Source organism: Blastococcus sp. SYSU DS0619, assembly GCF_054051035.1.
Genome location: NZ_JBJHAM010000003.1, coordinates 209,697 through 224,520 on the forward strand (window position 1 = coordinate 209,697; position 14,824 = coordinate 224,520).

The following is a 14,824-nucleotide window of genomic DNA, read 5'->3' on the forward strand; positions in this document are numbered from 1 at the left end:
AGCAGCCCCGCCCACGGAGGGCGCGCGGTGGCACACTCGATCGGGTCGGACGGAAGGGGGCAGACGGGTGGACGTCGGACGCCTCAGCTACCTGGTGGGGCCGCTGGTCACCGTCGTCGTGCTCGTGCTGCTGATGCTGTTCGCGCGCTGGGCGTTCGGCGGCGGCGACACCGGCGGCCTGGCCCGCGGGGGCGGCACGGCCGGGGACGACGGGCTGCTCACCCGGATCGCCACGCTGAGCCGCCGGGAGTCGGCCCTGGCGTTGCGGGCGGTGCTGTCCGACGCCGGCATCCGCTCCACCGTCCGCTTCCCCGGTGCGCACCGCGCCGAGATCCTGGTCTTCCCGGAGGACGCCGACCGGGCCCGCGCGCTGGCCGTCTCCTTCGGCGGCGGCTGACCCGGACCGCGGCGGCTCAGTCGGGCCGCTGGGTGCGGGTCACGTCGGCGCCCAGTCCGCGCAGCTGGTCGACGAAGTCGGGGTAGCCGCGGTCGACGTGGTGCACGTCCTGCACCTCGGTGATCCCGTCCGAGCACAACCCGGCCAGCACCAGCCCGGCACCGGCCCGGATGTCGGTGGCCAGCACCGGTGCGCTGGAGAAGCGCTCCCGGCCGCGGACGACGGCGTGGTGGCCGTCGATGCGGACGTCCGCGCCGAGCCGCACGAGCTCGTTGACGAACATGAACCGGCCCTCGAACACGTTCTCGGTGATCAGCGCCGTCCCGGTGGACACCGCGGCGAGGGCCACGGCCATCGGCTGCAGGTCGGTCGGGAAGCCGGGGAACGGCAGCGTGACGACGTCGACGCAGCGGGGCCGGCCGTCCATCGCCACCCGGATGCCGTCGGGCAGCGCCTCCACGGTGGCCCCGGCGTCGACGAGCTTGTCCAGCGCCACGGTGAGGTGCTCGGCGACGGCGCGCTCGACGACCACGTCGCCACGGGTCATGACGGCACCGATGGCCCAGGTGCCGGCGACGATCCGGTCGGGCACCGTCGAGTACGCCACCGGCTGCAGCGCGTCGACGCCCTCGACGGTGATCGTGGAGGTGCCGGCGCCGTCGATCCGCGCGCCCATCTCGCCGAGCATCCGGCACAGGTCGACGATCTCGGGCTCCCGCGCGGCGTTGTCCACGACCGTGGTCCCCTCGGCCAGCACCGCGGCCATGACCAGGTTCTCGGTGGCCCCGACCGACGGGAAGTCCAGCCAGATCGAGGTGCCGACGAGCCGGGGCGCGGTGGCCACCAGGAACCCGTGCTCGCTCACGATGGTCGCGCCGAGCCGCTCGAGGCCCGAGATGTGCATGTCGAGGCCGCGGGAGCCGATGGCGTCCCCGCCGGGGAGGGCCACCCGGGCGCTCCCGCAGCGGGCCACGAGCGGGCCCAGCACGCTGATCGAGGCGCGCATCCGGCGCACCAGGTCGTAGTCGGTCTCCGTCGACGGCTTCTCGGGGACGTCGATGGTCAGCCGGCCGCCACCGGTCCCGGGCGCGCGCTCGTAGGAGACGTCGCAGCCGAGCCGGCGCAGCACCTCGCTCATGATCGCCACGTCGAGGATGTCCGGGACCTCGTCGATCGTCGAACGCCCCGTGGCCAGCAGCGCCGCCGCCATGAGCTTCAGGGCACTGTTCTTGGCACCGGTGACCCGTACCCGGCCCGCGAGCCTCGCTCCCCCGGCCACCTCGAAGCACTCCACCGGCCCACCCTACGGCGCCGGGTCCGCGCACCGGCGTCACCGCGGGCCTGCGCCGCCTAGGCTGCGGGCATGACGGTCCGGCTCACCCGCATCTACACGAAGACCGGCGACGCCGGTCAGACGCACCTGGGCGACATGAGCCGGGTGTCGAAGACCGACGCGCGCCTGGTCGCCTACGCCGACGTCGACGAGGCCAACAGCGCGATCGGTGTGGCGCTCGCGCTCGGCTCGGCCGCACCGGCGGTGGCCGACCTGCTGCGCAGCATCCAGAACGACCTGTTCGACGTCGGTGCGGACCTGTGCACGCCGATCGTCGAGGCCCCGCAGTACCCGCCGCTGCGGGTGACCGCCGCCTACACCGAGCGGCTCGAGTCGGCCTGCGACGCCCACAACGAGACGCTGCCGAAGCTCAGCAGCTTCATCCTGCCCGGCGGCACCCCGCTGGCCGCCCTGCTGCACCAGGTGCGGGTGGTGGTGCGGCGCGCCGAGCGCAGCGTGTGGGCCCTCCTGGAGGCCGAGCCGGAGCGCACCAACCCGGAGACGGCGCGCTACCTCAACCGGCTGTCGGACCTGGTGTTCATCCTGGGCCGGGTGGCCAACCCCGACGGCGACATCCTCTGGGAGCCCGGCGCGCACAGCGGCGTGCACGCCCAGCGCGAGGCGGCGGCCGGGCCGGCATCCGACTGAGGGCGCGGCCGGCACTCAGCTCCCGGGTGGCGCGGCCTCCATCCAGGACAGGAAGCCGGTCAGCGTCGAGGGCTCCATGGCCAGCTCGCGGAGCCCCTCGGACGTGCTGCAGGAGAGGACGACGACGTCACCCGGCAGGGCGAGGTCGTCGCGGCCGGCCGGCCGCTGGGCCAGGACGCGAGACCCCGCCCGGTGCAGCCGGAGCTGCGGGCGGACCGACAGGGACAGCGCGCGGTACCACAGCAGCGCGTCGTCGCCATACCAGGCGACGCCCACCGACCAGCGGGGCGAGCTCCCCGCCCGGGTCCACATGGTGACCGCGCCGAGGCCGGACAGCAGGAACCGGCGGCGCAGCAGGAAGACCACGACGACGAGCAGCAGCAGGACGCCGATCAGGACCAGCAGGGCCGTGGTCATCCTGCGCGCTCGCCGGGTGGATCAGGCGCTCTGGCCGGCCGCCCTCAGCCGGGACTCGGCGCGACGGGCCGCGGCCAGCCCCTCGGGGCTGTCCTTCTCGCCCTCCGCCCGGCGCAGCGCCTCGCGAGCGCGCTCCACATCGATCTCGGAGGAGATCTCCGCCGTCTCGGCGAGGATGGAGACCCCGCGCTCGGTGACGGACAGGAACCCGCCGTGGGCCGCGACGACCAGGTCCTCACCCGACTCGGTGTGGATGGTCACGACGCCGCCGTCGGCCAGCTGACCGAGCAGCGGGGCGTGGCCGGGGAGCACACCGAGCTCGCCCTCCGTGGTGCGGGCGATGACGCTGGTGGCCTCGCCGGACCAGATCTTGCGCTCGACGGCCACCAATTCGACCTGCAGGGTCGCCACGACACTCCTCGGGGTCCACCTCCCCGCCGGGGAGGTGTGGTGCGTTCGGGTACGCCGGCCCGGGCGAGCCGACGACGGACGGGCCCACTCTAGCGGCGTGTCGCGCGGCGCCCCGGGGGGCGGGTCCTCCGTCAGGCGGCGCGGCGGTAGAGCAGCGTGTAGCGGCCCACGCGGACCCACGGGTGGCGGACGCAGGTGGACGAGGCCCAGCGATCGGTGTCGAAGGCGGTGATCGGGGCGTCGACCGGCGCGTACGGGGGCCACGTCCAGTCAGCGGCCGCCCGGCCTCCGGTCGCACGCACCGCGCTGTCCCGGTCCACGTCGCCCCCCACGTCGGCGCCCGTCGACGGGCGCGCCTGCGACAGATGCTCGGCACACCGCTGCCCCGCCCGTAGGCCTGGGCACGAAGATCACCCGGACGGGCGAGGGTCCGGGGCGACGGACGACGACGGCCGGGCCGCCCCGAAGGGCGACCCGGCCGCTGCGCGTGGTCCGGGGAGGCGGTCAGGCCTTCTTGAGCTTGTTCGCGTTCTTCTCGAGGTCCTCGAGACCACCGCACATGAAGAACGCCTGCTCCGGCACGTTGTCGTAGGTGCCCTCGGTGAGCGCCTTGAACGCCTCGAGGGTCTCCGAGAGCGGCACGTAGGAGCCGGGCTGACCGGTGAAGGCCTCGGCCACGAACATGTTCTGCGAGAGGAAGCGCTCGATGCGCCGGGCCCGGTTGACCGTGACCTTGTCCTCCTCGGAGAGCTCGTCGATGCCGAGGATCGCGATGATGTCCTGCAGCTCCTGGTAGCGCTGGAGGATCTGCTTCACCGTCTGGGCGATCTGGTAGTGCTCCTGGCCCACGTACTGCGGGTCGAGGATCCGGCTGGTGGAGTCCAGCGGGTCCACGGCCGGGTAGATGCCCTTCTCCGAGATCGGCCGCGAGAGCACGGTCGTCGCGTCGAGGTGGGCGAACGTGGTGTGCGGCGCCGGGTCGGTGATGTCGTCGGCGGGCACGTAGATCGCCTGCAGCGAGGTGATCGAGCGACCCCGCGTCGAGGTGATCCGCTCCTGGAGCTCACCCATCTCGTCGGCCAGCGTCGGCTGGTAACCCACGGCGGAGGGCATGCGGCCCAGCAGGGTCGACACCTCCGAGCCGGCCTGGGTGAACCGGAAGATGTTGTCGATGAAGAGGAGCACGTCCTGGTTCATCTCGTCGCGGAAGTACTCCGCCATGGTGAGCGCCGACAGCGCCACCCGCAGACGCGTGCCCGGCGGCTCGTCCATCTGGCCGAAGACCAGCGCGGTCGAGTTGATGACGCCGGACTCGGTCATCTCCGTGATGAGGTCGTTGCCCTCACGGGTGCGCTCGCCGACCCCGGCGAACACCGAGACGCCACCGAACTCCTGGGCGACGCGGCGGATCATCTCCTGGATCAGCACGGTCTTGCCGACACCGGCGCCACCGAACAGCCCGATCTTCCCGCCGGCCACGTAGGGGGTCAGCAGGTCGATGACCTTGATGCCGGTCTCGAGCAGCTCGGTGCGCCCCTCGAGCTGGTCGAACTTCGGCGCGTGCCGGTGGATCGACCAGTGCAGGGCGTCCTCGGCGTAGCCGGGCTGGTCCAGGCACTCCCCGAGGGCGTTGAACACGTGCCCGGTCACCACGTCACCGACCGGGACCATGATCGGGTTACCGGTGTCGGTGACCTCGGCGCCCCGGACGAGGCCGTCGGTCGGCGCCATCGAGATGGTGCGGACGACGTTCTCGCCGAGGTGCTGGGCGACCTCGAGGGTCAGCCTCTTGCTGAGGTCGGCCAGCGTGACATCGACCTTCAGGGCGTTGAACAGGTCGGGCATCGCGTCGCGCGGGAACTCGACGTCGACGACCGGCCCGGTGACCCGCACGACCCGGCCGGCGGCCGTGGTCTGCGAGCTGGTCGGACGGTCCTCGGTGACGGTCATCTGTACTGCTCTCCTGCCCTGGGGCTCGGTGTTCTGCTGTTCGTGGTGGTCAGTCGTTCGAGCCGGACGAGACCAGCGCGTCGGCGCCGCCGACGATCTCGCTGATCTCCTGCGTGATCTCCGCCTGGCGGGCCTGGTTGGCCTGCCGGGACAGGTTCTTCGCCAGCTCCTCGGCGTTGTCGGACGCCGACTTCATCGCGCGGCGGCGCGACGCCGACTCCGAGGCGGCCGCCTCGAGCATCGCCGCGTAGATCCGCGTGGTGATGTACTTCGGCAGCAGCGCGTCGAGCAGGCCCTCCGCGGAGGGCTCGAACTCGTAGGAGGCGGGGACGCCGTCGTCGCCGGCGGTCCCCTGCTCCCGCTCCTCGCGCTCGTAGTCGAACTCGTCGACCTCCTCGACCTCCAGCGGAGCCATCCGCTTGGCGACCGGGACCTGCGCGAGCAGGGAGCGGAACTCGGTGTAGACGATGTGCAGCTCGTCCACGCCGGCGATGCCGTCGGCACCGGCGCCGCCGTCCTCGTCGTCCGCCCCTGCGGTGAAGGCGGCGATGAGCGCGCGACCGACTTCCTGCGCGTCCGGGTAGTTCGGCTGCTCGGAGAAGCCGGTGAACGTGGCCGCCGTCGCCCGGTCACGGAAGGAGTAGTAGGTCTCCCCCTTCCGGCCGACGACGTAGAGCACCGGCTCCTTGCCCTCCTGCCGCAGCAGGGAGAGCAGCTCCTCGGTGCGCCGGAGCACGTTCACGTTGTACGAGCCGGCGAAGCCGCGGTCGGAGGTGATGACCAGCACCGCCGCCCGCCGCGGGTTCTCCCGCTCGGTGAGCAGCGGGTGGTCCAGCGACGCCGACGAGGCCAGCGCCGACAGCACCCGCGTGATCTCCCGGGCGTAGGGCTTGGAGGCCTCCACCCGGGCCTGGGCGCGGACGATGCGGGCACCGGCGATCAGCTCCTGCGCCGAGAAGATCTTCTTCGTCGACTTCGTGGAGCGGATGCGGCGCCGCAGCGCGCGGAGGGTACCGGCCATGGGTCAGCTGCCCCGCTTGACCTGGACGCGCTCCTGACCCCGCTCCGAGGCGTCCATGGCCTCGGCCTCGGGCTCGTTCGCCGTCAGCGACTCGCCGTCGGTGGTGGTGAACTGGCCGTAGAAGTTCTCCACCGCCCGCTCCAGGCTGGACACCGCGTCGTCCTCGAGCTTCTTGCTCTGCTGGATCGACTCGTAGACGGCGTTGTCCCCGCGGGCGACGTAGTCGAGGAACTCCGACTCGAAGCGGCGCACGTCGGCGACCGGCACGCGGTCGAGCTTGCCGGTCGTCCCCAGCCACAGCGAGACGACCTCGCGCTCGACCGGGTACGGCGAGTACTGGCCCTGCTTCAGCAGCTCGACCAGGCGCTGGCCGCGCTCCAGGGTGGCCCGGCTGGAGGCGTCCAGGTCCGAGGAGAACGAGGCGAACGCCTCGAGCTCGCGGTACTGGGCGAGGTCCAGGCGCAGGCGGCCGGCGACCGACTTCATCGCCTTGATCTGCGCCGAGCCACCCACGCGGGACACCGAGATGCCGACGTTGATCGCGGGACGGACACCGGAGTTGAACAGACCGGTCTCGAGGAAGATCTGCCCGTCGGTGATGGAGATGACGTTGGTCGGGATGTAGGCCGACACGTCGTTGCCCTTGGTCTCGATGAGCGGCAGGCCGGTCATCGAGCCGGCGCCCAGCTCGTCGTTCAGCTTCGCGCAGCGCTCCAGCAGGCGGGAGTGGAGGTAGAAGACGTCGCCCGGGTAGGCCTCGCGGCCCGGCGGGCGGCGGAGCAGCAGCGAGACGGCGCGGTAGGCCTCGGCCTGCTTGGACAGGTCGTCGAACACGATGAGGACGTGCTTGCCCTCGTACATCCAGTGCTGGCCGATGGCCGAGCCGGTGTAGGGGGCGATGTACTTGAAGCCGGCGGCCTCGGACGCGGGGGCGGCGACGATGGTCGTGTACTCCATCGCACCGGCGTCCTCGAGCGCGGCCTTCGTCGCCGCGATCGTGGAGCCCTTCTGGCCGACGGCGACGTAGATGCAGCGCACCTGCTGCGTCGGGTCGCCGGTCGCCCAGGCCTGCTTCTGGTTGATGATCGTGTCGAGCGCGATCGCCGACTTGCCGGTCTGCCGGTCGCCGATGATCAGCTGGCGCTGGCCGCGGCCGATCGGGGTCATGGCGTCGATGGCCTTGATCCCGGTCTGCATCGGCTCGTGCACCGACTGCCGCTGGACCACGGTGGGCGCCTGCAGCTCGAGCGCGCGGCGGCCGGTGGTGGCGATCGGGCCGGCACCGTCGATGGGGTTGCCCAGCGGGTCGACGACGCGGCCGAGGTAGCCATCACCGACGGCGACGGAGAGCACCTCGCCGGTGCGGCGGACCTGCTGGCCCTCCTCGATGCCGGAGTAGTCACCCAGGACGACGACACCGACCTCGCGCACGTCGAGGTTCAGCGCCAGGCCGCGCACGCCGCTCTCGAACTCGAGCAGCTCGTTGGTCATGACCGAGGGCAGCCCCTCGACCCGGGCGATGCCGTCGCCGGCCTCGGTGACGATCCCGACCTCTTCGCGGGAGACGTCAGGCGAGTACTCGGTGACGTAGTTCTGGATGGCACTGCGGATCTCGTCTGCGGAGATCGTCAGCTCGGCCATGGCTCTGAGTCCTCTTCCCTGCGGGGGTCGTGATCTGGAGTGGTGGGCGGTCAGCCGGCGAGCTGCCGTCGGGCAGCTTCCAGCCGGTGGGCGACGCTGCCGTCGATGACCTCGTCGCCCACCTGGACGAGGAGTCCGCCGAGCACCGTCGGGTCGACGGTCACCTGCAACCCGATGGTGCGCCCGTACATGCGACCGAGCACGTCGATCAGTCGTCGTTCCTGTGCGGGGGTCAGCGGCGCCGCCGTCGTCACCCGGGCCACGGACTGACCGCGACGACGGCTGGCGGCATCGGAGAGCCGCTCGACCGCGACACCTGCCGTGCCGGCGTGCGAGGTGGTGAGCACGTTCCGGAGCAGCAGCTCGGTGACCGGGCTGACCCGGCCGGAGAGCAGCTGGTCCAGCAGGGCCGCCTTGCCCTCGGCCGGGGCCCGCCGGTCGCTGAGGATGCGGGACAGCTCCTGGTCACCACCGACGATCCGGCCGAACCGGAAGAGCTCGTCCTCCACGCTGTCCAGCTCACCGCGGCCGGCAGCGGCGTCGAGCGCCGCCTCGGTCGCGAGCGTGGTCGCGGCCTCGACCAGGTCGAGGGGCCGCGACCAGCGCTGCCGGACGCTGACCTCGACGAGGTCGAGACCGACCGGCGAGAGCCGGCTGGCGAACAGCCGCTGCGCGAGGGCGGCCCGCTCCTCGGGCTTGCCCGAGGGGTCGGAGAGCGCCCGGCGCAGCGACGGCTGGGCCTGCAGCAGCCGCGCCACGGCGAACAGCTCCTCGGCCAGCGTCAGCTGGTCACCGGTCTCGGTGGCCCGCGCCTGGCCGGTGAGCCGGTCCTTGGCCTTCCCCAGGAACCCCGAGGGGTCGTGGGTCAGCTCCTCCAGCCGCTCCCGGGCGACCACGAGCGCCGCGCGGCTCGACGCATCCATCAGCGGGTGCCCCCGGCGACGGTGCTGCCACCCCGGCCGTCCGGGCTGGCGGCGGACATGCCCTCCAGCTGGTCGAGGAACCGGTCCACGGTGCCCTGCCGGCGCGCCTCGTCGGCGAGGGACTCGCCGACGACCCGGCCGGCGAGATCGACGGCGAGCGCCCCGATCTGGCCGCGCAGCTCGTTGACCACCTGGCTGCGGGAAGCAGCGATCTGCTCCTCGCCCCGGGCGACGATCCGCGCCGACTCCTCCTGCGCCTGGGCCCGCAGCTCCTCGAGGATCTGCTGCCCCTCGGCGCGTGCCTGGTCCCGGATCTGCGCGGCCTCGTTGCGGGCCTCGGCCAGCTGGGCCCGGTACTGCTCCAGCGACGCCTTGGCCTCGGCCTGCATGGCCTCGGCCCGCTCGATGCCGCCCTCGATGGCCCGCCGGCGCTCGGCCAGCATGGTCTCCAGGCGCGGGACCACGTACTTCTTGTACAGGAAGTAGAGGATCGCGAAGGAGATGATGCCGACGATCAGCTCACCCGGGTGCGGGACGACCGGGTAGATGTCCGCCCAGAAGCCGCCCTCACCGCTCTCAGCGGCCAGGACGCCGACCGCGTTGTCGATCGCCATCAGATGTACTCCTTCCGGTCCTCGGTCAGCTGAAGACGAAGGCCAGGGCGATGCCGAAGATGGCCAGCTGCTCACAGAGCACGAAGCCCAGGATGGCGATGGTCTGCAGCACACCGCGGACCTCGGGCTGACGCGCCACGCCGGCCACGTAGGCAGCGAAGATCAGGCCGATGCCGACGCCCGGCCCGATGGCCGACAGGCCGTAGCCGATGATCGCGAGATTGCCTTCCATTGGGTGTGTCCGTTCCTCTCAGTCGGTCTGTGCGGCCGGGTGGCGCACATGGTGGTGCAACTCGGGGGTGGCTCCGCGGACGTCAGTGGTCGTCCGCGTAGACCTCGGCGATGTAGATGGAGGCCAGGAGGATGAAGACGTAGGCCTGCAGGAACGCGATCAGGATCTCGAACGCGCTGAACAGGAAGAACATCAGGAAGGCCGGGATGGACACCAGCTTCAGCAGGCCTCCGCCCTCCAGAAGGAGGAACTCCCCACCCAGCGCGAACAGCAGCAGCAGGATGTGGCCGGCGAACATGTTGCCGAAGAGACGCAGCGTGAGGGTCACCGGACGGGTGACGAGGAACGTCACCAGCTCCAGGACGAAGACGACCGGCACGACCCAGAAGGGCAGCCCGCTGGGCACCAGGTTCTTGAGGAACCCCCCGAGCCCGCGACGCCGGACACCGGCGACGAGGTAGACGATGTAGACGCCGAGCGCGAGCGCGAGCGGGAAGCCGATCCGGCTCATCGTCGGGAACTGGACGAACGGGATGATGCCCATCAGGTTGTTCACCAGGATGAGCGTGAAAAGGGTGAACAGCAGCGGGACGTAGGGGCGGAAGTGCGCCGACCCGATGATGTCCCGGCCGATCGAGTTGCGGACGAGGCCGTACATGCCCTCGAGCCGGTACTGCCCGCGCCCGGGCACCACGGCGAGGCGCCGCGTCGCGAGCATCATGACGACGGCGAGACCGATGGTGACCAGCACCATCACGACCATGCTCCGCGTGATGGCGAAGGCGCCCTCACCCACGAGCGGCTGCCAGAAGTCGGGCGCGCTCGGCGGGGCGAATTCCTCGGCGGCCGAGACCTCGGTCGTCACTACTCAGCCTCCGTCACGAACTGCTGCGGGTGGATTCGTGCCACGGCCCGGAGGGTCGCCCACCTCCAGCGGAGAGGCGCGCCTCACGGGCCGGGGTCACTGTAACGGACCCATACCGCGTAGATCGCGGCGGCCATCCCCAGCACCAGGGCGACCGGGAGGATCCACACCTGGCCGGTGGCCTCGCTGAGCCACCAGGCCGGCAGCCCGAAGACCAGCACCCCCGACAGGAGGGTGCCCAGGGCGTCCCAGCCCTGGCGCAGGTGCGCCCCGGCGACCAGCTGGCCGTGCACCGACGACGGCCCCTCGCCGGCGCCGTCCGCGCCAGGGGTCACGACCGCGCCTCGGACGACGCGGCGGGTTCGTCGTAGATGTACGTCTTGACGCGGGTGAACGCGACGATCTCGCCGATCGTGCCGGCGAGGGAGACCACGATCGCGGTCACCGCGAAGGCGATCGGCGACAGCCAGTCGGCGTTCCGGAACAGGACGAGGAAGACCCCGAGCAGCATGACCTTGAAGAAGTAGCTGACCATCGCGCCCATGAAGACCACGCGCGGATCCAGGCCCGCCATCCTGCGCAGGATGAGCATCGTCGAGACGGTGCTGGCGATGACCAGCGCCGCGGCGAGAGCGCTGCCCGCCGCACCGAGGGATCCCTGGACGGCGGTGAAGACCGCGATCGCGACCACCGCGACCCCCAGGGAGGGCAGGGCGCCGCCCCGGAGCATCGCACCGTACGGGTCGGGACGGGCGGCCGGATCGCTTCTGTCGAGCACGCCTCAGGGTACCTGCACCGATCCGTCCCTCCACCAGCCGCGATCGGCGCGACGGCACGGGCTCACCGGGCCGGCTGGCCTGCCCCCGTCGGCGTCGGGTCGGGCTCGGCCGCGGGACGCGTGGCGCGCGCGGTCGGGTGACTGGCGCGGCTGCGGCGGCGCTGGGCCGCCAGCTCGGCGGCGCGGGCCTCGCGCGCGGCCCGGCGCGCGCGGGGACTCAGCACGACCACGACGCCGACGACCAGCAGGACGGCGATGGCCACGACCAGCTCCACCCGCCCACCGGTGATCGACAGCCCCACCGCCCCGAAGGACAGCAGCGCGGCCCAGAAGTACATGACCAGCACCGCGCGGGTGTGCGAGTGCCCGATCGACAGCAGCCGGTGGTGCAGGTGCATCTTGTCCGGCGCGAACGGCGACCGGCCCTGGCGGGTGCGCCGCACCACCGCCAGCAGCAGGTCGATGAAGGGGATGAAGAGGATCGCGATCGGCACGAGGATGGGCAGGGTCAGCGGGAGCAGGCTGGCCGCCGAGCCGAAGGTCTGGGCGTCCACTCCCCCGGTGGCCGTCACCGCGGCCGCCGACAGCATGAGCCCGACCAGCATCGAACCCGAGTCGCCCATGAAGATCCGGGCCGGGCTGAAGTTGTGCGGCAGGAACCCGAGACAGGCGCCGGCCAGCACCGCGGTGATCAGCGCCGGGGCGCTCGCCGCCTCCTCGTACCGCATCTGCCCGAGGTTGTAGCTGTAGGCGAAGAACGCCAGTGCGGCGATCGCCGACACCCCGGCGGCCAGCCCGTCGAGCCCGTCGATGAAGTTGAGCGCGTTGACCGCGAAGACCGTCAGCAGGATGGTCAGCGGCACCCCGACGTCCGGGCCGAGGATCAGCGTGCCGATGTCGGCGAACGGCAGGAACAGGAACGCCAGCTGCACACCCAGCAGCACCATGACGCCGGCCGCGGCGATCTGCCCGGTGAGTTTCGTCAGGGCGTCCAGGCCCCACTTGTCGTCGAGCACCCCCAGCAGGCAGATGAGCCCACCGGCGACGAGCACCGCGTAGACCTGGGTGTCGTCGAACGTCCGCTGCAGCGCGGGCAGCCGGGAGGCCACCAGGACGGCGGCGACCACCCCGAGGTACATGGCCACGCCGCCGCCCCGCGGGGTGGGGATGACGTGCACGTCACGCTCCCGCGGGGCGGCCATCATGCGCAGCCGGACCGCCATCATCCGCACCACCGGCGTGGCCAGGAAGGTGACCAGCGCGGCGGTGAGCAGGACGACGACGTACTCGCGCACGGGTCAGACGGTCTTCGCCGGCTCGGGGTACGCGGGGTGGGCGCCGACCAGGTCGCGGACACCCGCGGCGACCTCGGCCGTCCGGCTGCCGTCGGCGTCGCGGATGGCGGCCCCGATCAGCGAGGCGATCGACTTCATCTCCGGCTCCGTCATGCCCTGGGTGGTGACCGCGGGGCTGCCGACCCGGATGCCGGAGGCGACCGAGGCCGGCTGCGGGTCGAACGGGATCGCGTTCTTGTTCAGCACGATGCCCGCGGCACCGCACCGGGCCTCGGCGTCGGCACCGGTCACGCCGGTCTCCTGCAGGTCCAGCAGCGCCAGGTGGGTGTCGGTGCCGCCGGCCACCGGCCGCAGCCCCTCGGCCGCCAGGCCTTCGGTCAGCGCCTGCGCGTTGGCGATCACCTGGCGGGCGTAGGCCTCGTACCCGGGCTGCAGGCACTCCTTGAAGTTGACCGCCTTGGCCGCGACGGCGTGCATCAGCGGCCCGCCCTGCATCATCGGGAAGGCGGCCTTGTCGATGGCCTTGGCGTGCTCCGCCTTGCACACGATGGCGCCGCCCCGGGGGCCGCGCAGCACCTTGTGCGTGGTGAAGGTGACGACGTCGGCGTAGGGCACCGGGCTCGGGATCGCCTTGCCGGCGACCAGCCCGATGAAGTGCGCCGCGTCGACCATGAGGATCGCGCCGACCTCGTCGGCGATCTCCCGGAACAGCGGGAAGTCGATCAGCCGCGGGATGGCCGAGCCGCCGCAGATGATCATCTTCGGCCGGTGCTCGCGGGCCAGGTCGCGCACCTGGTCGTAGTCGATGTGCTCGGTCTGCGGGTTCACGCCGTACTGCACGGCGTTGAACCACTTGCCGGAGAAGGAGACCTTCGCGCCGTGGGTCAGGTGACCGCCGTGCGGCAGCGCCATGGCCAGCAGGGTGTCCCCCGGCTGGAGGAACGCGCCGTACGCGGCCAGGTTGGCGTTCGCCCCCGAGTGCGGCTGGAGGTTGGCGTGCTCGGCGCCGAACAGTTCCTTGGCACGCGCGATGCCGATCTCCTCGGCGCGGTCGACGACCTCGCAGCCGCCGTAGTAGCGCCGGCCGGGGTAGCCCTCGGCGTACTTGTTCGACAGGGTGCTGCCCAGGGCGGCCAGGACGGCGGGGCTGGTGAAGTTCTCACTGGCGATCAGCTGCAGCCCTCCGCGCAGCCGGTCCAGCTCACCGGTGACCACGTCGGCGATGTCGGGGTCGAAGGCGGCCAGGGCGTCGAAGTCCGGGCCCCAGTAGGGGGTGCTCATCTCAGGCGCACTCCAGAAGTCGGTGCGGGCGCCCGCGATGCCCGGGCTCGGGCGGCGCGGCGGTCGCCTAATCATGACACTGCGACATCGCGACGCTCCGCGTCGCACCGCGGCCGATTGCCGTGCCTGTGGTGCGCCGAGCGCGTCCGCACGCTCCTCGGCGGACCCTCCGGGCCCGACTCGTCGGCGACCTGCACCGCGGGCCTGCGTCGACCCCTCTCGCGGACCCTTCCGGGGCCCACTCGCCGGTGTCAGTCGGTGAGCTCGGGGACGACCTGCTGGAGGCGGTCGACGGGGATCGCGCCGACGCGCAGCACCCGCGGGGCGGGACCGGTGCAGTCGACGATCGTGCTCGCCGCCGAGCTGGTCCGGGGCCCGTCGTCCAGGACCACGGCCGCGTGCGCACCGAGCTGCATGTCCGCCTGCTGCGCCGAGGTGGCCGCCGGCCGACCCGACCGGTTCGCGCTGGACACCGCCAACGGCCCGGTGCGGCGCAGCAGGTCCCGGGTGAGCTCGTCGCCGGGCAGCCGGACGGCCACCGTCCCCTCGGCGTCGCCGAGGTCCCAGGCCAGCGACGGCGCGTGCTCCAGGACCAGCGTCAGCCCACCCGGCCAGAACTCCTGGGCGAGCCGGAGCGCGACGTCCGGCGTGCGCACGACCAGCCCGGCCAGCGTCGACGCCTCGCCGATCAGCACCGGCACGGGCATGGCCCGGCCCCGGTTCTTGGCGGCGAGCAGGCGGGTGACGGCCGCGGGGGTGAACGCGTCGGCGGCGACGCCGTAGACGGTGTCGGTGGGCAGCAGCACCAGCTCGCCGCGGGTGATCGCCTCCGCGGCGGCCTGCAGGCCGCTCGTGCGGGTCTCGGGATCGGAGCAGTCGTAGAACTCGGCCACGAGGCAGCAGTCTTCCGCAGACCTCAGCCGGCGCGACGGGCGGTGGTGTACCGGGGCCGACCCGCGAGGTCCGGGTGGTCGTCACCGGACGACGCCAGCGCCTACCTGGTCGGGCGTCACCGTTC

General features: G+C 72.2%; 18 protein-coding genes. 2 read left to right on the forward strand and 16 right to left on the reverse strand.

Translation table 11 applies throughout. From position 1 onward, the window contains the following. Window positions 1-67 precede the first annotated feature (67 nt). The gene (locus ACI79T_RS05860; RefSeq protein WP_456609108.1) at window positions 68-397 is read left to right on the forward strand and encodes a hypothetical protein; all 330 of its coding nucleotides are present in this window, start codon (window positions 68-70) and stop codon (window positions 395-397) included. 16 nt (window positions 398-413) lie between these two features. On the opposite strand, the gene murA is transcribed toward ACI79T_RS05860, so the two are convergent. Next, window positions 414-1,691 carry a UDP-N-acetylglucosamine 1-carboxyvinyltransferase gene (gene murA / locus ACI79T_RS05865; protein WP_456609109.1) on the reverse strand — a complete coding sequence of 426 codons (1,278 nt, stop codon included), beginning with the start codon at window positions 1,689-1,691 and terminating at the stop codon, window positions 414-416. Window positions 1,692-1,760: 69 nt separating this feature from the next. On the opposite strand from murA, the gene ACI79T_RS05870 reads away from it, so the two are divergent. Then, complete coding sequence (locus tag ACI79T_RS05870) at window positions 1,761-2,378, forward strand: cob(I)yrinic acid a,c-diamide adenosyltransferase (RefSeq protein WP_456609110.1); 618 nt, start codon at window positions 1,761-1,763, stop codon at window positions 2,376-2,378. A 15-nt stretch (window positions 2,379-2,393) separates the two neighbouring features. On the opposite strand, the gene ACI79T_RS05875 is transcribed toward ACI79T_RS05870, so the two are convergent. The 15 genes from ACI79T_RS05875 to ACI79T_RS05945 form a co-directional block, all read right to left on the reverse strand. Then, window positions 2,394-2,795, reverse strand: coding sequence for a DUF2550 domain-containing protein (locus ACI79T_RS05875; protein ID WP_456609111.1), 402 nt, complete (start codon window positions 2,793-2,795; stop codon window positions 2,394-2,396). Window positions 2,796-2,816: 21 nt separating this feature from the next. Next, window positions 2,817-3,206, reverse strand: coding sequence for a F0F1 ATP synthase subunit epsilon (locus ACI79T_RS05880; RefSeq protein ID WP_456609112.1), 390 nt, complete (start codon window positions 3,204-3,206; stop codon window positions 2,817-2,819). A 131-nt stretch (window positions 3,207-3,337) separates the two neighbouring features. After that, complete coding sequence (locus ACI79T_RS05885; protein WP_456609113.1) at window positions 3,338-3,508, reverse strand: hypothetical protein; 171 nt, start codon at window positions 3,506-3,508, stop codon at window positions 3,338-3,340. Window positions 3,509-3,710: 202 nt separating this feature from the next. Further along, a complete protein-coding gene (gene atpD, locus ACI79T_RS05890) occupies window positions 3,711-5,156 on the reverse strand; it encodes a F0F1 ATP synthase subunit beta (protein ID WP_456609114.1) in 1,446 nt (481 codons plus the stop codon). 49 nt (window positions 5,157-5,205) lie between these two features. Beyond that, entirely contained in the window at window positions 5,206-6,177 is a 972-nt protein-coding gene (locus ACI79T_RS05895; RefSeq protein WP_456609115.1) for a F0F1 ATP synthase subunit gamma, read from the reverse strand. 3 nt (window positions 6,178-6,180) lie between these two features. Beyond that, a complete protein-coding gene (gene atpA / locus ACI79T_RS05900) occupies window positions 6,181-7,818 on the reverse strand; it encodes a F0F1 ATP synthase subunit alpha (protein ID WP_456609116.1) in 1,638 nt (545 codons plus the stop codon). A 50-nt stretch (window positions 7,819-7,868) separates the two neighbouring features. Beyond that, entirely contained in the window at window positions 7,869-8,741 is an 873-nt protein-coding gene (locus tag ACI79T_RS05905; RefSeq protein WP_456609117.1) for a F0F1 ATP synthase subunit delta, read from the reverse strand. Then, the gene (locus ACI79T_RS05910) at window positions 8,741-9,355 is read right to left on the reverse strand and encodes a F0F1 ATP synthase subunit B (RefSeq protein ID WP_456609118.1); all 615 of its coding nucleotides are present in this window, start codon (window positions 9,353-9,355) and stop codon (window positions 8,741-8,743) included. Before ACI79T_RS05910 ends, ACI79T_RS05905 begins: the two co-directional genes overlap by 1 nt. Before the next feature lie 25 nt (window positions 9,356-9,380). After that, on the reverse strand, window positions 9,381-9,587 hold the full coding sequence (locus ACI79T_RS05915; protein WP_091928810.1) for an ATP synthase F0 subunit C: 207 nt from the start codon (window positions 9,585-9,587) through the stop codon (window positions 9,381-9,383). 82 nt (window positions 9,588-9,669) lie between these two features. After that, a complete protein-coding gene (gene atpB, locus ACI79T_RS05920; RefSeq protein ID WP_456609119.1) occupies window positions 9,670-10,452 on the reverse strand; it encodes a F0F1 ATP synthase subunit A in 783 nt (260 codons plus the stop codon). Window positions 10,453-10,535: 83 nt separating this feature from the next. Then, entirely contained in the window at window positions 10,536-10,787 is a 252-nt protein-coding gene (locus ACI79T_RS05925) for a hypothetical protein (protein WP_456609120.1), read from the reverse strand. Next, window positions 10,784-11,230, reverse strand: coding sequence for a hypothetical protein (locus ACI79T_RS05930; protein ID WP_456609121.1), 447 nt, complete (start codon window positions 11,228-11,230; stop codon window positions 10,784-10,786). Before ACI79T_RS05930 ends, ACI79T_RS05925 begins: the two co-directional genes overlap by 4 nt. Window positions 11,231-11,292: 62 nt before the next feature. Continuing rightward, window positions 11,293-12,525 carry a glycosyltransferase family 4 protein gene (locus tag ACI79T_RS05935; protein WP_456609122.1) on the reverse strand — a complete coding sequence of 411 codons (1,233 nt, stop codon included), beginning with the start codon at window positions 12,523-12,525 and terminating at the stop codon, window positions 11,293-11,295. Between the two features lie 3 nt (window positions 12,526-12,528). After that, window positions 12,529-13,806, reverse strand: a complete 1,278-nt coding sequence (locus ACI79T_RS05940) for a serine hydroxymethyltransferase (protein WP_456609123.1) — start codon at window positions 13,804-13,806, stop codon at window positions 12,529-12,531. Window positions 13,807-14,057: 251 nt separating this feature from the next. Further along, on the reverse strand, window positions 14,058-14,699 hold the full coding sequence (locus ACI79T_RS05945) for an L-threonylcarbamoyladenylate synthase (RefSeq protein ID WP_456609124.1): 642 nt from the start codon (window positions 14,697-14,699) through the stop codon (window positions 14,058-14,060). Window positions 14,700-14,824 lie beyond the last annotated feature (125 nt).